The sequence below is a fragment of the Coleofasciculus sp. LEGE 07092 genome (genome assembly GCF_015207375.1).
GTDB lineage: Bacteria > Cyanobacteriota > Cyanobacteriia > Cyanobacteriales > Coleofasciculaceae > LEGE-07092.
Genome location: NZ_JADEWY010000018.1, coordinates 35738 through 52916, shown reverse-complemented (window position 1 = coordinate 52916; position 17179 = coordinate 35738). Strand labels below are relative to the sequence as shown.

The following is a 17179-nucleotide window of genomic DNA, read 5'->3' as shown; positions in this document are numbered from 1 at the left end:
AGAACGTGACTTGATGCCAGCTTTTAAGCAACTAAATCTGAATCTAAACAAGCGGCTTTGCCACTATCAGACAAAGCATCAGCGAAAAACTTTCGATCAAGGTGTTGCGTCGAAAAATCTGGATCTTCTAGAAAACTACCGATTTGCCGCTCTAGCCACTTCCTGAAAACCACTGCAACATCTTCCACAGGATGAAGGGGTGCATCGCTGTGGCAAATCTGCTCAGCAGCAGCTCGGATCTGGTCAGAAGTAATGGTAATGGCGTTCATTGCTACAATTCCTGATGAATATAACTACAGCAGAGGCATTGGAACTTTCCTTTTCCAGTGCCTTTTTCCTTTCTCTCTCCCATCATACCCTATCTAATAGTGAATATTCACCATTGAGTGATGAATATTAACCCAATTTCCCCGAAAAGACACCACAAAACGTGTCAGACTAAGAATCGGACTATGAGTGCAAGGACGCCTGTATGGAGAAAGAGCCGCGAATAAGATGGCACTTTAGGCGCTGGCAAGCCGAAAAAAATGTGTCGAATGGTGAACTAGCCAAGACTCTAAAAGTCAGCTACAACACCGTTTCCCGGTGGAAACAAAGCGATTATCTTCCTAAGCTTGACGACCGAATGTTAGCGAAAATCTGCCTTTTCTTTAACATCGACATCTCAGATTTGCTTTCTTTAGAGAAAGAGTCAGACTAAAGCCAAACGCCTACCCTCCGTCAGGATTGCTATATGCCTGCCTATTATTTTTTTTGGTATCCTTTTGAAAGAGCTATTGAAAGCTGTACAAAATGTACAGTTAATTGCTTTGATGAACACAAGGTCATTATATGCCAGGTTTAATTGCTTCCTTATCCGAGCGTAGCAAGACATTTGCTCAGGAAACTACTAATACTAAAGTCGCCCAATTAGGGCAAGCCCTTCAGCACTTTGAAGACGTTCATTCCTCACAAGAGCAACAGGAAAATATTGCTCAGCAAGAGCGAGTTGAGAAAGCCGCTCCTCTTCTAGTTGAAGCCATGAAGCAAGCCGGGACAAACCAATTAGAGGGGGTTAACAACATCGCTACCCTAGAAGGGAACAGATTGTTGGTTAAGGGCGCGGAAACTCTCAATGCCATTCAGGACAAGGATGGAACGTGGAAAGACCAAGGGTCTGACCTCTCTGAAGACTATGTTGAGCAACTGGAGGAAAATTTAGCTCCTCATCTCAAACAAAATAGGGAGGTCGAACCTGAAGAATGCCCACAACAAAGAGAGGATATAGAACTATGATTAATTCCTATTGGATTCCTTCCTCCGCTCAGATTGTTCGCGGTTCAGAAAGGGTTATCCAAACTATAACCGCCATTGAATTGCCAACAAACCAATCTCCCATCGAGGATGCTGATGAATATCTAGGATGCTTGGGCTTGCGGATTAAAGCCATGATTTCACACATGGATATCCAGCAGGCTATCAACATGATTTCATCCTCTCTTCCTGCCAAAATATTGGAGGAATTGCCCTTGGAGCAACTCCTCTACTACCACTCGACACAGCGAGATATTTCTCTGACAACCGCTTTAGCCGAAGGGCTAACCCTAGCGAATTGGGGATTAATCGAACTCCTAGAAGAGTCATTGATTTTTGAATTTCCCCTTCCTTCCCTAGTCGCCGATGCCGCTTCTTTAGCGCAACAAATTGTCAAAAAAAGTCAGCTTAGTCATTGGCTTGAAGCTATTAATTTAGCTTATCGGGAGATTTCTTCGTTTGTTTAATTGCCCTGAGCTGATAATCCTGAATGGGAATTAGCCGTACATTAAGTGTGACAGGCTTTTCAATTTCTCTAGCTAAGAGCTGCTGAATCTGGGAAAGCTCTTCAGCTTCAATAGGGTCATCTTCCAGACTTAAGATTCGTAGGTTGACAAGAACTTCTTTCTTTTTGGGAAAAACCTCAACTTGCTCGATAGGAGTGTTCTTAAAGAATTTTGAAGAGTTGATTAATCCTTCGGCTTTGTGCTGTAAATTTTTCTGGATAATTAAGGTGGTCAGCGAGAAAAATAAAGGAATGCACACAACCAACACCACAGCGGTCAAAACAGCGAACCCATTTCTCGCTCTTTCCCAACTACTGTACCCTTGAAACAGGAATACTATTCCCGCTGCAAAAATCATCCCCGATAGGTTGGTCAGATACAGCAAACCCGCTCCCAAGGCGATTTCGGAATTTGAAATCGGACTAGCCAAGCCAATTCCCACCACTGACAGGGGAGGAACCAAGGCTACCGCGATCGCCACACCCGCTAAGGCTGGGTCAATACTCTTTCGAGCGTGGGCTACTGCTCCAGCAATACCCGCCGCGATCGCAATCCCCAAATCGATCAAAGTAGGATTAGTGCGGCTTAGAATCTCTGAGCTAGGAATCGTTATCCCCAATCCAGAGGCAATTAGCATTGAACATACAATAACACTAATGCTACCAACGACCAGAGTAGCAGCCGCACGATGCATCAGCTTCAAATCATTAGTCGTGACACCGAAAGCGAAGCCGATAATGGGTCCCATCAGGGGAGCAATGATCATCGCTCCAATTAGAGAAGCGCTGCTATTGGCGAGAAGGGCAAAGGTGCTGATGATAGCGCTTAATGCCGTTAGCAAGTGAAATGTCGTCGTGGGTAGCGACTTCTTTGCCAGATGACGGGTTAGGTTGGCATAGGTTTTTCGCTGATCACTGAAAAGCTTTGATCTATCCAGGATCAGATTTGGGATTTGTAGCGGCATAGTAGCAATAAGGGTTACAACTCCATCTCTTCTTCTTCCTTCTCTCGTTCTACAGACGCGGCTTTAGACTGTTGCTGCTTTTGAGCAATTTCCCCCACCTTTTGCCAATTTTCTAAATCTTCCTGAGTTACGCCTTCGGCTTTAATAATTTCATCGCTATCAGCAATAACTTCCGCTCCAGTTTCTTTATTATGAATAGCAAGGCGATCGTCAATTTGAGTCAAATCATAATTATTCCCCTCAACGGTGGTGCTACTGCCCGACTGTTGAGCTATTCCTTCCTGTTTGGCAAATTTAAGGAAATCTTGAGCATTGCTTACCATTACTGAAGCAATTTCTTTTCGTTCAGCTATCTTATTGGCAATGGACTCGTGTACCGTCGCTTCAGCCTCATTCACAAGGCTTTTTTCTTCTGAACTCAACGGCTGTTGTCCAAACTGTTTATTCATCAATGTTGCAGCTTCTTGGGATTTTTCTGCCTCCAGACCCGCTTTTTCATAGATTTTTGTCTGCCCTTCAATGAAGGCTTGCTCGTCTTCGTCTCTTTCCGGCTCCTGGGATTCCCCCTGTACCAGGGAGTTAATATCTAGGTCGTCTCCCGCCTGCTTTTGAGCAGCATAGAGAGCCTTCTCCTGTTTGTCCGAAAGCTCTTTACCCTGCTGTTTCTTGTCTAGAATATCTGCCGCTAATTTGGCAAGGCTTTCATCTACGCCAGCGTCTTGCATGGCTTGAGACGCTTGTCGTTTGTCAACATTCTTATCTTCAACTGCCTGGGGTTCCCCCTGTACCAGGGAGTTAATATCTAGGTCGTCTCCCGCCTGCTTTTGAGCGGCATAGAGAGCCTTCTCCTGTTTGTCCGAAAGCTCTTTACCCTGCTGTTTCTTGTCTAGAATATCTGCCGCTAATTTGGCAAGACTTTCATCTACACCAGCATCTTGCATGGCTTGAGATGTTTGTCCTTTATCCATAATTCTTCTCTGTTAAACAACTCCAACGTTCGGATTTGATTCAAAGTAAATTACTAAAGTCGGGTTCGCCTTCTGAGGCAAGCACTCCAAATTTGGGTGACCACCAATCCTCGTCTTTGGTCTTAAAGTAGGCGACATCTCGGCATTTAGATTTGGTAAGTTGCGAACAGCGGAGCATGGTCTTTTGTTGCCCCTGCTTGGTATAGTGGTGCCGTTCCAATGATGCATTGCAGACGGGACATTGATAGTCGGTGAGATTTTCTTCGCTTACCTGTAAAGAGCGCCGCAGTTTGTAAGGGAGTTGGTAATCATCAATCTCACTATTCCAAAAGTGGGGAGAGTCACACTCATTGCAAACGAGGTAATGGTCGGCTTCCAGCTTCAGAGAGTTGCTGTAGCGCTTAATCAACCCAGACTGACCGCAGTAATGGCATTTGAGTTCAGTTTCCTCATCCTCTGGCAGGGCATATTCCTGCTCAATAATTTTTTCTCCCTTTTTCAAGGTGGGTAAGAACTCGTTATCGTGCCAGGAAACCAGGTACTCTTGCCAGGAGAGCGTGCCGTGAGCGATCGCATCAAGGCTATCTTCCATTTGCTTGGTGAATCCCGGCTCAATGAGTTTGGGAACCACCCGCTGCAAAAATCTATCGACCTCCTTCCCCAATCGAGTGGGAATTAACGTCCCTCTGGACTTTCTGACATAGCCTCGATCTAAAAGGGTGGAGATGATATTAGCAAAGGTACTAGGTCGCCCCACGCCTTCTTTTTCTAAAACCTGTACTAACTGCGGTTCGCTGAAGCGATTGGGCGGTCGTGTTTTCCCTTTGGGAGTGGAGAGTAAGGAGGGCGTCAGCGTCTGCCCTTCTTCCAGGTCGGGAAGGAGCTTATCTGTTCCTAGATTATCCCAGTATTTACCGTAGCCAGGAAAGAGAATGCGCTTGCCCGTCGCCTCAAACCGCAAATCCTTAGCCACTGTCACCAACTCGGTTTGCTCGATAATGCTCCGAGCGCATTGAGAGGCAATTGCCCGTTTCCAGATGAGTTGGTAAAGCGCATTTAGCTCGTTTCCCTCTTGAATTTCCCGAACGCTGATGTCAGTCGGGCGGATTGCCTCGTGTCCAGCTTGCACTCCAGCTTGATCTCGGTGTTGAGTTGCCGTTTCCGGTAGGTTGTCTGGGTCATTAGCAATCAGCCAATTCCTAGCGGCTTGAGCAAATTCTGGTGATACTACCACGGAGTCGGAGCGATGGTAGGTGATGTAGCCTTCCTCATACAGGGTTTGGGCTAAGCGCATCACTTTAGAACTGGAAAGACCCAGACGCTTCCCAGCTTCTTGCTGGAGGGTTGAGGTTTTGAATGCCGGGGGCGGCGATGAGTCCACCTGCCGTTTAGATCGGTGTTCAATCCTATGGGTTGTGTTCTTGGCTTTTTGCGCTAGGGAAGAGGCTCGTTGTTGAGACTCCATTCGGCTATTGCCGTTATCGTCAATGTAAGTAGCAGTAAGCCCCGGTGGATAGCGAACCAAGATTTTCCAAAATGGCTTAGGAACAAACCGCTCGATCTGAGCCTCTTTGCGGCACAGTAGACGCAAAGCCGCGCTCTGGCATCTCCCGGCTGATTTGGCTCCATTGTTCATCTCCCACAGCAGGGGAGAGAGCTTGTACCCCACCAGCTTATCCAAGCAGTCTCGCGCTCGTGCCGCTGCCACTAAGCTTTCGTCTAGAGGTCGAGGATTTGCGATCGCTTCTTTGACGGCTTTGTCTGTTATCTCGCTGAAACTCACCCGAATAGGGGGCGACTTCCACTCCAGGCTATCTATCAGATGCCAAGCAATACATTCTCCCTCCCGGTCTGGGTCAGTCGCAATGTAGACTGCCTGAGCTTGGTCAATCTCGGCTTGTAGGGATTTAAGAATTTTAGCAGCTCCAGGGCGGTTGACATAATCACATTCCACTCTGATTGGGTTGCGCTTGAGCTTAAAGCCCAAAGAGTCAGCGCCTTTTTCAGCAAGCTCTCGCACATGACCAACCGAAGCAACAACTTTATAGGGGTCGCCTAGAATTTTGCCAACCTTACCCCGTTTTCCTGGGCTTTCTAAAATGACGAGTAGGGGTTGCATAAAACTCACCTGCTTTTTCTAAGCCAATAAATCTGAGAAATCGGCATCACGGAGCGCCTTAACTTGGGGAATCTTCCGTTGCGTACCGTCGATTTCCACCAAGTCCCAATCATAAATTTCAAATTCCAACGGCAGAGTCTCATCGCCACCATTCTCCTCAACTAGCTCCGCTAAAGCGGCGGCTTCATAAACTTTAAGCGTGTTGCCTTCTTTGTCCTCAATTTGGCAAGTTCCCCCATTACGTTCAACGAGCGTATAATTCGTTTTCATCTTTAGGCTAGAGAACGCTGTTGCTCCCGGTTGAGGAACCGCCTCCAGTAAATCTCGATCCGGTAATCCTTCCCCCGAAGATTCTTTCAGCGGTGAATCTGTATTTATCGGCAGCTTAACGATAAACTCTTCTCCTCCCACAGCCACTTTTGCCGTTCCATTAAATCCCTCTATTGTCCAAGAGATAAAGTCAACCTTTTCCGAGACGGGATTCAATGCTGCATCATACAATTTCGGCTCCCCATCAGCTAGATAAATTCGGAATGTTCCGCCGTAGGGCTTGCCGTTATATCGGTACAGTTGGATGGCAACCGTCTCATCCATGAACACACTTAAAGCCGAAATTTTGTCCTTGAGTTGAGCAACGGTTATATCGATATTCTCATCACCAATTTTGCTTCTTAGCTGTGCCGCAGCTCGTCGGGCATCTTTGAGTAAGTTAGTTACCATCGTCACTATTTCCTCTAACTTGACTAGCTAACCGTTAAGTTTAGGAAGGCTTAACTCAAGCGGCTACATCCAGAGTTAGATGTTCGCATGACCATTAGGAAGATGGGTTAGATTAATTTCACTCACTTATTAATCCCTATAATTTTTGCCAATTGTTCATAGCTCATTGTTCATTGTTGATTGCCATGAACCATGGACTATGAACCATGAACAACTCAATTACCCGTACAAACAGAAAATGCCTCACTTTGATATCCCTAGATGTTTCTCGATCCGTTCGAGTCGGATATCTGTATTGTTGAGTCTCCCGTTGAGATTTTTCAAAGAGTCTTGAACCGGAAAGAGGCGGACTAAGAAAAACACAATAAGCGCCCCAAAAACGCTAGACACCCCGATAAGCGTTCCCAAATTGGATTTAGAAATCAATATTTTCCCCTGCTTTTGTTGCTCTTTCTGTTGAGCGAGTTTTATTAAATCCGATACAGCTTCAGCTATCTTAGCCTTGATACGCTCTTGGCTTTCATTTTCCCATTGCTTGAGTATTTCGGAGTGAGAAGAATACCACTCATCAAGCTTATCCACATACTCCTGAAAATGCTTGTCCCACGTCGCCGGAGCTTGCTCAACCAATACTTCTAGCCGTCCGGTTGCCGCTAAAACGACAAAGAGTGGGTCATCGTTTGAGAGTTGATACTCTCTCGCCATTTGATGGATTTTGGATTTTGTTGATAGGTCAAGACCTTCAAGCGCACTCTCCAACAGAGTCCCCTTTTCACGGCTCATTGCTACTTCCTTTAATATCTCCTTAAAAAAATGAATGGGAGCTAAGCTCCTGATAACCCATCTCCCATCTCATCCGATTTCCCCCTATCCGGCGGTGACTTCTTCGGGTTCCTGCTCTTTTTCGTTTTTCTGGGACGGGGAAGAAGAAGCCGATGCCGATGTTCCTTTCTTATCCTCTTTAAAGATTTTTGACTTTTCTATTTCCCCATAGCAACCGTTAAGAAATCGCTTGATTCGCGATTGGGAAATTAAGGGAAATTCTGCGGAGGAAAGGGCTTCATCAAAGCGCATCCTTAATCTATCAACTTTGTTTCGTTCCCCGAAAGGAAAGCGGGGGAATAAGACTGAAGGAATTTTGGAGTGAATCTCTCTCAACTCCTGATCGTCTTCTAAAATCCCCTGCCATTCATCTGAGTTTGCCATGTATAAATTCTTGACCATGACATGGGGGATTTGCTTCCCCCACTTCCTGAATGAATCCTTAAATAGCTCGATGCTGTCTACTCCCCCCGTTACCAGAAACCACTTGACAAACTGGATATCGACATCCAAAGCGATTGAAAGGATATCGCCTTGTTCAAGCCAGTTATCAAATGGGATTCGCACTTGAGCAGGCAAATTAACGATTACATCTTTAGAAGTGGCAGCATTGAAGAGGGTATCGCCTTCAGCATATCGGCGTCTGTCTTCCGAGAAAACGGCAAACTCCGCGTCAATATCGTTGTAGTGGGCAATTACGTCAGCGTTCGAGCGATCGCATTCGACAAGTTTAAACTCTTTGCCCTCATCAATAAAGTATTGGCACAGTACGCGACACCAAAGAGACTTCCCAGCACCACCTTTTTCTGAATCGCACAGATGAATCGTTCCCATGTAAATACCTCCATTGAAAATGCGTTTTTTGATGCGTCTGATGATGGGCTATCTGATAGCAAATTCCTGCCTAATTTTTTCCTGACGGGCTTGTTGCTCCCTTTCTCCCTTGGGCTTGGGAGGTTCAAATTCATCCACGTCGCAGTAGAGAGCGAACACATCCAGAAAGCGAGATGTGAGGCTCTGCTCGAGCTGGGGAAAGACCTCTTGGATTTGAGCCATTATCCGGTCGGAATATCGTGCTTTTTCTCCGAAGTAGTCGGTCAACTCCTGCCTAAGATATTGGGCAACTCCACCGACTAAAAATACTTCGGAGTACCGGGAAGGCATCACCTCATCTAACCAATTTTTGATTGAACGCCAGTAATCCTCTCTAGCTGTTTTAATGACAGATTTAAGTAATTCGGCTTCTTGTTGGATATTGTCTTCATCTTGAGAGCGAATCAGATGCTTGATATCATCAATCTGTGGAGACTCACCCGCCTGGTAAATCGCCTCCACTAACCGATTGGATGGACTCTGACCACTGGTGAGCGTACAGAACTGCTTGACTAGGTTGATAAAACCGTTTTCAGTCGTTGTTGACTGTTGCAGACTCAGCTTCCCTTTCTCAAACAGCAGCAGTGAGCTGTTGCGATGCCCTAACATAACAACCGGAATGGTAGCTTTATTAAAAGCTTCGTCACCGAGTTGCTGACGCTGATAAATGGCTAGCCCACCTCCTTCCGGGTAGCAGACAAAATCAGCCAACTCAACTGACAGTCTAGACCCTTGGAAAGCAAAATCTGCTAGTGACTTAGAGAGTTGGGTTTTCAGCTCATCTTTATTCGGATACTCGCCGAAGGGAAGTAAGCAAGCGATCGCGACAGAGAACTTATTTCCCAAATCGTGCTGTTGGGCGATTGCGCCGATTGCTGCTAGGAACTTCGGCACGATAACTTCGTACTTGAGCAGATCCAATCGCGCATTCCCTTGGTACTCGGCTTGAGCCAGATAGCCGACGACGGTTGCTTTTTTTGAATCAGGAGGAATCTGTAGCCAAGCGTCATTGATAGGTGAGGTACTCCCCATCGAGAGTTTTTGGAGAGCTTTGATACTCGATACAGATACTCCTACGGCTACTTCTGGCGACATCGCCAAGGCAATGGGAGTTTCTTTTTTTTGAACGTTGTAAATAAACTTGGAAGCGCTAGAACCTGGGTCGGCTGTGAGCATTAGATCGGCTTTAGAAGCCACGTTAACCTCCTGTTTCATCCAAACATTGATTCTGAAGAGTGATTGAGTAAGAAACCTTCTTTCTCCTCTTGCTCCTGGGGCGGTGATGAATTTGACCCATTGTGCTGTGAGTGAGACATCATTATTGGATAAGGGTTGGGGTCAATTCCTAACAAGCGTTTGGATGCTATTGCATCGGCAAGGCATCTCTCCGTATAGCGGACGGCTACATGACGCTGCTGCTCGTCTCGCAAATCCAATGCCTCAGCCGAAAAATGCATAAATAGCAGCTCAACTACTGTGTTTTCGCTTCCCAAGGGTTGTGCTTGTACTTTTGCTATAACCTTCCCCAAGGGACTATCTGGGTCAGCTCTTAGTTTGACGGTTAACCATTTGTTCTTTGACATTCAGCTTGAATTGAAAAGCGACGTTTCATCGAGTTTCATCTAAATCAAAGAATAAATAACTCGTCCTGAGCTTTTCCTCTTTCTCTAGTAGCTAGGCATCCTCATACCGGAGATAGAGTAGAGTGTGATTAAACGTGATTCTAGGGGGGTTAATCGTGAAAAATTGTGAAACGTTTCCCTAAATCCGGTTAATTTTTCTAATAAATGACTCAAAAATGAACCCGAAAAACCACGTTTTAATCACGGTTAACCACAATTTAATCACGCTCCCATCACGGTTTGTTCAGTCACAAATACAGGCAGAACTCCTCACCTTACTCCTCAAGCAGTCACGATGTCTATACAAAATTCTGCCTGTATTCAGATGGAGCGATCGCGCTTCAATTGATAACCTGTGGAGGAAGTTAAGCGCATTAGAAAAAAAGCATGAGAGGAGAACGCACATCCCAGCTTAATCTTAGACTCTCTGTGCAAGAAAAAGAAGCACTGCAACGTAAAGCTCAGGCAGTCTCCCTAACTTTATCTGAATATTTACGGCGCTGTGGGTTGAGGCGGAGCCTTCCCAAAGTTGACGGGGGTAATGCTAACATCAAGCGGCAAGTTCGCCAGCTTACTGGACTCGCCTCGGTTTTGCTCAGACGGCTCAATAGAAGCTGCCCTGATGAGAAGTTAAAGGAAGCGGCTTTCAAACTTATTCGTCAGATCGAGACGTTTTCTAGGCAGGTGAATGCTCGATGATTGGGAATCTCAACCAAACCCAGTCCTTTGGTGACACTCTGCGGTACGTGTTGAGAAGACGGGGAGCAGAGCTTATTCACAACAACGTTTCTGTTTCATGGGACTCCCAACCTGACTACAAAGCGATCGCCGCGACTATGCGTTCCACAGCAGCGCTCAACTACCGTACTAGTAAGCCCTGCTTTCACCTATCGCTATCTCCATCATCTGAGGATGAGTTAAAAATAGAAGATTGGGAAGACCTCACCCTCGACCTGTTAGAGGAAATGGGATGGGGCGCGAACCAAGCAGTTGCCGTGCTGCATACTGATGAAGAATTCCCCTCTGGCAAACCTCGCCCTCACGTTCACATCGTTGGCAACCTCATCGACGATGAGGGAAACCGAGCGAATACCGATTTCTCAAAGTACAGGCTACAAGAGGCGATTCGCAAGCTGGAACGTGATTACAATCTAACTCCTACTGCTTCATCCTGGCAGGTTGACCGTCGCCGGGACACACCGTATCAAGTTCACCGCCAAGAAAAAGAGCAGTGGGAGTTTGAAAAAGGCGATCGCAAACAACCACCTCAGCCCACTGTCCGCCGCCAAATCCAAGATGCTCTTGATATAGCCTCATCGGAGGCAACCAACTTCAATCAATTGGATGAAATCTTACATCATGAAGGTATCTTCGCGCAGCCCACACCGCACGGCTGGAAGCTAGAAAAGGATGGCGTTTGGTTTGGCGGCTACCAATTGGGCAAACGCTATACGCAAACTGCAATGGATAAGCAGCTTCAGCAAAATTTGACTAACAACGTTGTTAGTCAGGCAGGAGAAGGGCATCAATCATCGCTAACTGATGAACCCGATAAGGCGGCTCAGTCTCCAAATGTCACTAACAACGTTGTTAGTCAGGAGCAGGAGAAAGAGCAGCTCGCCCGACAGTATCAATATTATCGCCAATCGCTCACTGATGAGCAGCAGTCGCTATCTTTTCTAGAACGCGATCGCGCGATCGCTCAGATGCTGTTAGAGGATGGATATGAATCCGAGGATACGGCTATTATAGTGGCTCAATCTCCAGATATTCAAAAGCACTCTAATTATCCGACGCGATTAGCCCTAACCCGGAAAGTCGTTAACTCCGCCGTAGAACGCCGTAACCAACAGATCCGTCGGCGTCGAAACTCAAAGCCGTTTAAACGTACTCCTCATCAAGAACTCTCTGTTGAATAGCCGCCAACTGTACAATTTGTACACCTCGTCTATTTTTTCTAGCTGTAGAATTTTCCGCAGCTTTTTGTATAATATTTAACCCTTTTTTGAGCCAATCAGCCATCTCCAACCTTAGCCCTTTTCTTGTTCACTATTCTTAATCTTTTTTAGGAGGTTAGAGCAGGCACTCTCTGGATGTTAACACTATATAATAAATTACATCATGGTTCGCAAACTTCCGTTAATCATCAAAGTTTGCCAATGGTTTTTGATGATTTCTTGTAGCAGTCTTGGCGTCTTATTGTTCAGAAGCGTTCCCAAGAGTGCTGTAACTCTGCTGGGTGTTTCCCTTCTAATTTGCCCTCTATGTAAGTGGAACACCAATCCTTTGGGAGCTTTGACAACGGCTCTCATTGGACTGGTCATCTTGATGGTTATTCCCTTGTAAAAATGGAAAAACGAATCACAACTGCCCTTGTCGAAGATCACGAGCTGATGAGGCAGAGTCTCGAACTCTCCTTAGCCGCCTATCCAGAAATCGACTTAGTTGGGTCAGCTCCTGATGCCACATCAGGGTTAAATTTACTTTTAGCTTATAAACCTGATGTGGCACTGATTGACATTGTTTTGCCCGATAAGAACGGGATAGATTTAACCCGACAGTATCTGGAGTTCGTGCCTGACAAAAAAGTTATCTTCCTCACATCTAGTGAAGCAGAAGACAGTATATTTTCAGCCTTTGCCGCTGGCGGAAGCGGCTACTGTACCAAACAAACCTCTATCGGTTTGGATTGGCTTGTCCAAGCCATCAAAGTCGTCATTGACGGAGAGATCTGGATCGATCCTCGCATTGCTCAGCTCATCCTCAATCGAGCCAATCTCTTAAATAACGGGAAGGGCAAGCAGCTCATCAATCAGGTCATAATTGAAGGGGAGCCAGACTATCACCAAATCCTTGAGTCCACTCCGCTTACAGAGCGAGAGATGGAAGTTTTGCAGCTTATTGTGGAAGGAAAGAACAACTCTCAAATTGCTGCAAGCCTCTATGTAACGGTAGGGACGGTCAAGACACACGTTCGCAACATCCTAGATAAATTGGCTTGTAATGATAGAACTCAAGCCGCTATTCGAGCTTTACGTTTAGGATTGGTCAACTAATTAATTGGGTCGGGAAGTTCCCCCTGGCAAATAGACCCTTCATGAGAGGTAGGAAGAAGATGTCGCTGTTTAGAATATTTTCCAGATGCAATTAGAGATAGGCAGGAATGATGCGACATTTTCACGACTGGCTTCCTTTGGCTAAAGCCGGAACTAAAATTACAGCCTTGGAATCCCACTCTGGCAATCGTCAAAAAATTTTTGAGCAGTTTCACTGTTGGGGAGAGCTGATGAATCTCCCCGTTTATTTTGGCAATCCCGGTTCGCCAACCCTGCGGCAACTTCAGCGAGAAGGAGATGCCTTAAGGGGGGAGCTTACCGACTTAGAATTCCCTTCGGTATCGGCAGAGATTGAAGGCATTATTGTCATCGAAGGCTTTCTCCGGGATATTTACCCTCAACAACAGAGATGCTTTCAGCTTAAAAACATCTTCGATACTCTTAGCTGGCTCCCCGATAAGCAGCAATTCTTCATTTTCTGGGAAGAGGACTACATTCAACTTCCCCTCGAACTGCAATCCCTTATCCCGCTCCTACGAGTACCCCTACCAACGACTCAAGAGATTTGGCAGCAAATTCTCACGTTCTGTCAAGAGAACAAACAGCTTGGGGAAGCGCAATCGGAAGACGCTCAAAAGAACCTACTCAATGCTTGTCGGGGACTTTCTAGCGGGGAGATTGATTTAATCTTGCAGCGCTCGTTAGCCTTTGCAGATACGCTTTCTCAGTTAGCCCAGGAAGTCTTGCAGCATAAGATTAATAAACTCAGAGGACAAGGTTTAGAGTATTTAGGTCAACCCGATGTTGAAGTCACAGGCGGTCTAGATTTGCTTGACCTTGAACTGCAAAAGGTCGTTTCCCTGCTTGACCCAAAGGCGCAACAGCTTAATCTCGAATTTCCCAAGGGTATCTTGCTATGGGGACCTCCAGGAACAGGGAAAAGCCTTTCCGCTAAACTTTCTGCTAAGAGAATGGGCATTCCCCTCATCGCTGCGGATTGGGGAGCGTTGCTATTTGCTGATTCCCCAGACTCTGCCCTTCGTAATCTTCTGGAAATTACCGAGTCTATTTCGCCTTGTGTCCTCTATTGGGACGACTTTGACAAGGGGTTTTCTGGTTGGGATTCTAACGCTAATGGTGGGGTAGCGAGAAGGTTGAGTGGACGCTTGTTAACCTGGATGCAGGAACGGACTGCCCCTGTGTTTATGGTGGCAACAGTCAACCGTTTGCATTTCCTGCCACCAGAATTAATTCGCCGCTTTGAGGAACGCATTTTCTTTGTGGATCTGCCCCATAAGGGAGCGCGATATGATATCTTCAACATTCACCTGCGTAAATACTTTCCGTTGCAGTTTCACGAGGATGCTTCTCCCTGGAGCGAAGACACTTGGCGAACTCTTCTGCGCGAATACAATTTAACAACTCCTGCTGAGATTGGAAACGCGGTTCGGCAGACGGCTGAGCGAATTTTCCACTGTCATAAACAACGGACGGGTCAAGCTCCCAAACAACTGCACATTGAACCGAAAGATTTACTCTATCAGCGTAAATTGTTTACCCCAGCGATGATCCGAGACGAGGCACAAATTTGGGAAATTCGCAATCAAGCCACCTTTGCACGTCCAGCTACGGGGAAAGATACCTCAAAATTTGCTGATTCACCCCAAGAGCTTTTCGGCTAAATTAGGAAAGACGGTCAATTTTCAAGCCCACACCCGACGCAAATTCAACACAAAACCCGGTAACATTGCTTCACCAGACAACTCAGCCGGATTCTCCAACACGTCCACATCAAGATTCGGTCGATAAATTTCTACCCGCCGATGCTGCGGATCAAGTAACCAGCCCAGGAGAGCGCCATTGTCAATATACTCCTTCATTTTATCTTGCACAGACTTGAGGGTATCTGAGCTAGAGCGTAATTCAACCACAAAATCCGGGCAGATATTCGCAAACGTTCCTTTTTGTTCCGGAGTCAGTGCATCCCATCGTTCTTGACTTACCCAAGAGGCATCGGGAGAGCGAATCGCACCATTGGGTAAAATGAAGCCAGTTGAGGAGTCAAAGGCTTCACCGGGTTCGCCCGCATTACGCCACCACAAATACAATTCTCCCGAAATACTCCAATTGCGTTTCCCAGTTTCCCAACCTGTTGGTGGGTTCACAATTAACTCTCCAAGTGCGGTTCTTTCCAGTCTCAAGTCTCGGTTGGCTGCGGCTAAAGCGGCAAACTGTTCCTGGGTGACATATAGCCCAATCGACTTGGGCAACTCGATCAATAGGGTTTGGTTTTCTCGACTGACAGGTGTCTGTACCATCTTGACCTCTGACACACTAGGGATTGGGTGAATGATGCCTACCCTATAACTAACAGATTTTACAGGCTCCTCTTCGCGATCGCCTTTCATCGAGTGGGAGTATCAGAAGATAGTGCGGCTATCCCTGAACTCGTCGAACTTTGCACGAATGTGGAAGCTGATTCAAGGAGCGATCGCACTTCAAGGAGATGGAAGGAGCCTGAGTCCTGAGAGTACTACAGTAGTGAAATCGCCTGTTGGTCTGAAGCGAAAAATCTCCTGGGGTCATCGAGACAATCTCGCTCGCTCTCAGCAAATTTGGGCATCATTCCCTTAAGTTGACACCAATGGACATGTCGTGCCCCTACTGCCCTGAAGTCCTTTGCCTAGATTAGTTGAAACTCAGCCAATCCTGGATTTCTTGGAGCAACCAAGCACTTTCATTTTCACCCAAAGCTCCACCCAGTCTATGAATCCGAGCTTGGGAACGAATCCTGACTTCATAAACGGTTCCCCGATTATTTAAGAAGACACTCCAAATATCTGTTAGTTTTTGCCGTTGCTTCCCATAGTTCAAAAAGCCTGTCTGTCGCTGAATTTCAAAACAATTGTGGTGGCGATCAAAGATAACAAGAGTCCGTTCGCCTAAAAACTTGCCAAGGAGAGACAATAAAAGGATTAAAAGTCCTGACAATAACAATGCATAGTTTAAGTGAGTGGACAAAAAGGATAGAATGCCTGCAACAAGACCTATCAGTACAGCCAGAGATAAATATAAAAGCAGGAGAAAATCTAATAAACCAAATTGAGTTAATTTTCTGATTCCAGGAGCTGGGATTGTGATTTCTAATCGTTCTGGATACTTGTGGAGTTTAATCAGACTACCAGAGGGTTGAGCCATTCTGCTCATCTCAGGACGGAAAGCTGGATTAGCAGGTTGAGTCCATCCAAATTCAAGGGTTTCGAGTGCTTGTTGAGCCGTGCTAAAACGTTTTTCTAAGGTTATTTCAGTCATCTGCTCAATCCATCGGATCAAGTGAGAATCGAGACTAACGCGATCGCGAAACTGAATGCGTCCTTCTTTTTGCGGTAAGTCAGCGGGGGCTGTACCCGTTAGCAGGTGAATTAAGGTAGCGCCTAGGGCGTATAAATCAGATGCTGCAACCGCACGTCCCCAAAACTGTTCTAAGGGCGCATAACCACTCGTACCCACAACAGTAAACGTGACTCCTGTAACCGCTGCTTGCGCTTGCACCGCGCCAAAATCAACCAGATAAACCTGCTTATCTTCCCCTAAAATTAAATTACTGGGTTTAATATCTCGGTGTAGAACTGGGGGACTCAGTTCGTGTAAATAAATCAGAATATCGAGAATTTGAATAGCCATAGCGCGAACCTGTTCCTCGCTAAAGCGTTTATTTTTATCTACTAATTCTTGAAGGGAAAAACCGGGAATATAGTCTTGCACCAGTCCAAACCACGGCAAATTTAACCCTGTCTCTCGATCTAGAGAAAAATAATCCCGATAACGCGGAATACGCGGGTGATTGAGTGCTTGCAAAACCTGTGCTTCCCGTTCAAAGAGTTTAAGTTCGTCCCACTCCATCTCTGGACTAAATGCCAGCAGTTTAACCGTAACTGGTTCGTTGGACTGTAGATCAGTCGCTAACCAGGTTTGACGCCCTGCGGCGGTGCGTCCTAATTTTTGTTGCAGTTGATAACGTTCGTTTAAGCGTTGATCGGGATTGAACACGAGATTACCTCATTTGACGGTGTACCCTATCTGGTGCAATCATGAATTTTTATACTTTAGTGTAGCCAGGGGGTCAATAATTATCCAGAGACAAACATAACCATGACTTTTTCGGCATTACTGGGAATGTTGATAACGCTTATTTGTATCAACAGTCATTTAACTCTCTCCCTCTGCGTTAGCAAT

19 protein-coding genes are annotated in these 17179 nt (G+C 46.1%); 8 read left to right on the top strand and 11 right to left on the bottom strand.

Translation table 11 applies throughout. From position 1 onward, the window contains the following. Positions 1–23: 23 nt before the first annotated feature. Complete coding sequence (locus IQ257_RS06820; protein WP_193872378.1) at positions 24–269, bottom strand: hypothetical protein; 246 nt, start codon at positions 267–269, stop codon at positions 24–26. A 203-nt stretch (positions 270–472) separates the two neighbouring features. Between IQ257_RS06820 and IQ257_RS06815 the strand changes: the two genes are divergently transcribed. From IQ257_RS06815 to IQ257_RS06805, 3 genes are all read left to right on the top strand, one after another. Further along, a complete protein-coding gene (locus tag IQ257_RS06815) occupies positions 473–700 on the top strand; it encodes a helix-turn-helix domain-containing protein (protein ID WP_193872376.1) in 228 nt (75 codons plus the stop codon). 131 nt (positions 701–831) lie between these two features. After that, entirely contained in the window at positions 832–1275 is a 444-nt protein-coding gene (locus IQ257_RS06810; RefSeq protein ID WP_193872374.1) for a hypothetical protein, read from the top strand. Then, the gene (locus tag IQ257_RS06805; protein ID WP_193872372.1) at positions 1272–1760 is read left to right on the top strand and encodes a hypothetical protein; all 489 of its coding nucleotides are present in this window, start codon (positions 1272–1274) and stop codon (positions 1758–1760) included. Before IQ257_RS06810 ends, IQ257_RS06805 begins: the two co-directional genes overlap by 4 nt. Here the strand turns inward: IQ257_RS06805 and IQ257_RS06800 are convergent. The 8 genes from IQ257_RS06800 to IQ257_RS06765 form a co-directional block, all read right to left on the bottom strand. Then, entirely contained in the window at positions 1723–2763 is a 1041-nt protein-coding gene (locus tag IQ257_RS06800) for a TIGR00341 family protein (protein WP_193872370.1), read from the bottom strand. The genes IQ257_RS06805 and IQ257_RS06800 overlap by 38 nt on opposite strands. A gap of 14 nt (positions 2764–2777) precedes the next feature. Next, positions 2778–3731: a hypothetical protein gene (locus tag IQ257_RS06795; RefSeq protein WP_193932975.1), complete on the bottom strand. Its 954-nt coding sequence runs from the start codon at positions 3729–3731 to the stop codon at positions 2778–2780. A gap of 40 nt (positions 3732–3771) precedes the next feature. Next, positions 3772–5850 carry a type I DNA topoisomerase gene (gene topA, locus IQ257_RS06790; protein ID WP_193872366.1) on the bottom strand — a complete coding sequence of 693 codons (2079 nt, stop codon included), beginning with the start codon at positions 5848–5850 and terminating at the stop codon, positions 3772–3774. Positions 5851–5868: 18 nt separating this feature from the next. After that, positions 5869–6570 carry a hypothetical protein gene (locus IQ257_RS06785; protein WP_193872364.1) on the bottom strand — a complete coding sequence of 234 codons (702 nt, stop codon included), beginning with the start codon at positions 6568–6570 and terminating at the stop codon, positions 5869–5871. A gap of 243 nt (positions 6571–6813) precedes the next feature. Further along, on the bottom strand, positions 6814–7353 hold the full coding sequence (locus tag IQ257_RS06780) for a DUF6753 family protein (RefSeq protein ID WP_193872362.1): 540 nt from the start codon (positions 7351–7353) through the stop codon (positions 6814–6816). Between the two features lie 84 nt (positions 7354–7437). After that, positions 7438–8226: a mobilization protein gene (locus IQ257_RS06775; RefSeq protein ID WP_193872360.1), complete on the bottom strand. Its 789-nt coding sequence runs from the start codon at positions 8224–8226 to the stop codon at positions 7438–7440. 48 nt (positions 8227–8274) lie between these two features. Beyond that, the gene (locus IQ257_RS06770; protein WP_193872359.1) at positions 8275–9462 is read right to left on the bottom strand and encodes a ParM/StbA family protein; all 1188 of its coding nucleotides are present in this window, start codon (positions 9460–9462) and stop codon (positions 8275–8277) included. Positions 9463–9476: 14 nt separating this feature from the next. Next, complete coding sequence (locus IQ257_RS06765; protein WP_193872358.1) at positions 9477–9848, bottom strand: hypothetical protein; 372 nt, start codon at positions 9846–9848, stop codon at positions 9477–9479. A gap of 426 nt (positions 9849–10274) precedes the next feature. Between IQ257_RS06765 and IQ257_RS06760 the strand changes: the two genes are divergently transcribed. From IQ257_RS06760 to IQ257_RS06745, 4 genes are all read left to right on the top strand, one after another. Next, on the top strand, positions 10275–10586 hold the full coding sequence (locus tag IQ257_RS06760) for a plasmid mobilization protein (protein ID WP_193872357.1): 312 nt from the start codon (positions 10275–10277) through the stop codon (positions 10584–10586). Continuing rightward, on the top strand, positions 10583–11806 hold the full coding sequence (locus IQ257_RS06755) for a relaxase/mobilization nuclease domain-containing protein (RefSeq protein ID WP_193872356.1): 1224 nt from the start codon (positions 10583–10585) through the stop codon (positions 11804–11806). The genes IQ257_RS06760 and IQ257_RS06755 overlap by 4 nt, the downstream gene beginning before the upstream one ends. Before the next feature lie 429 nt (positions 11807–12235). Beyond that, on the top strand, positions 12236–12943 hold the full coding sequence (locus tag IQ257_RS06750) for a LuxR C-terminal-related transcriptional regulator (RefSeq protein ID WP_193872355.1): 708 nt from the start codon (positions 12236–12238) through the stop codon (positions 12941–12943). Between the two features lie 107 nt (positions 12944–13050). Next, entirely contained in the window at positions 13051–14625 is a 1575-nt protein-coding gene (locus IQ257_RS06745; protein ID WP_228060484.1) for an AAA family ATPase, read from the top strand. 21 nt (positions 14626–14646) lie between these two features. Here the strand turns inward: IQ257_RS06745 and IQ257_RS06740 are convergent, their stop codons facing one another. Next, entirely contained in the window at positions 14647–15261 is a 615-nt protein-coding gene (locus IQ257_RS06740; protein WP_193872354.1) for a Uma2 family endonuclease, read from the bottom strand. 148 nt (positions 15262–15409) lie between these two features. Between IQ257_RS06740 and IQ257_RS06735 the strand changes: the two genes are divergently transcribed. Then, positions 15410–15577, top strand: a complete 168-nt coding sequence (locus tag IQ257_RS06735; protein WP_193872352.1) for a hypothetical protein — start codon at positions 15410–15412, stop codon at positions 15575–15577. Positions 15578–15631: 54 nt separating this feature from the next. On the opposite strand, the gene IQ257_RS06730 is transcribed toward IQ257_RS06735, so the two are convergent. Then, the gene (locus IQ257_RS06730; protein ID WP_193872350.1) at positions 15632–16993 is read right to left on the bottom strand and encodes a serine/threonine protein kinase; all 1362 of its coding nucleotides are present in this window, start codon (positions 16991–16993) and stop codon (positions 15632–15634) included. Positions 16994–17179: the final 186 nt, after the last annotated feature.

Excerpts from the sequence above, each read along its gene's own strand:
- IQ257_RS06805 (WP_193872372.1), top strand. The coding sequence starts at position 1,272 with ATGATTAATTCCTATTGGATTCCTTCCTCCGCTCAGATTGTTCGCGGT.
- IQ257_RS06795 (WP_193932975.1), bottom strand. The coding sequence starts at position 3,731 with ATGGATAAAGGACAAACATCTCAAGCCATGCAAGATGCTGGTGTAGAT.
- IQ257_RS06800 (WP_193872370.1), bottom strand. The coding sequence starts at position 2,763 with ATGCCGCTACAAATCCCAAATCTGATCCTGGATAGATCAAAGCTTTTC.
- IQ257_RS06735 (WP_193872352.1), top strand. The coding sequence starts at position 15,410 with ATGTGGAAGCTGATTCAAGGAGCGATCGCACTTCAAGGAGATGGAAGG.
- IQ257_RS06780 (WP_193872362.1), bottom strand. The coding sequence starts at position 7,353 with ATGAGCCGTGAAAAGGGGACTCTGTTGGAGAGTGCGCTTGAAGGTCTT.
- IQ257_RS06815 (WP_193872376.1), top strand. The coding sequence starts at position 473 with ATGGAGAAAGAGCCGCGAATAAGATGGCACTTTAGGCGCTGGCAAGCC.
- IQ257_RS06740 (WP_193872354.1), bottom strand. The coding sequence starts at position 15,261 with ATGGTACAGACACCTGTCAGTCGAGAAAACCAAACCCTATTGATCGAG.
- IQ257_RS06810 (WP_193872374.1), top strand. The coding sequence starts at position 832 with ATGCCAGGTTTAATTGCTTCCTTATCCGAGCGTAGCAAGACATTTGCT.
- IQ257_RS06750 (WP_193872355.1), top strand. The coding sequence starts at position 12,236 with ATGGAAAAACGAATCACAACTGCCCTTGTCGAAGATCACGAGCTGATG.
- IQ257_RS06820 (WP_193872378.1), bottom strand. The coding sequence starts at position 269 with ATGAACGCCATTACCATTACTTCTGACCAGATCCGAGCTGCTGCTGAG.
- IQ257_RS06745 (WP_228060484.1), top strand. The coding sequence starts at position 13,051 with ATGATGCGACATTTTCACGACTGGCTTCCTTTGGCTAAAGCCGGAACT.
- topA (WP_193872366.1), bottom strand. The coding sequence starts at position 5,850 with ATGCAACCCCTACTCGTCATTTTAGAAAGCCCAGGAAAACGGGGTAAG.
- IQ257_RS06785 (WP_193872364.1), bottom strand. The coding sequence starts at position 6,570 with ATGGTAACTAACTTACTCAAAGATGCCCGACGAGCTGCGGCACAGCTA.
- IQ257_RS06760 (WP_193872357.1), top strand. The coding sequence starts at position 10,275 with ATGAGAGGAGAACGCACATCCCAGCTTAATCTTAGACTCTCTGTGCAA.
- IQ257_RS06765 (WP_193872358.1), bottom strand. The coding sequence starts at position 9,848 with ATGTCAAAGAACAAATGGTTAACCGTCAAACTAAGAGCTGACCCAGAT.
- IQ257_RS06775 (WP_193872360.1), bottom strand. The coding sequence starts at position 8,226 with ATGGGAACGATTCATCTGTGCGATTCAGAAAAAGGTGGTGCTGGGAAG.
- IQ257_RS06755 (WP_193872356.1), top strand. The coding sequence starts at position 10,583 with ATGATTGGGAATCTCAACCAAACCCAGTCCTTTGGTGACACTCTGCGG.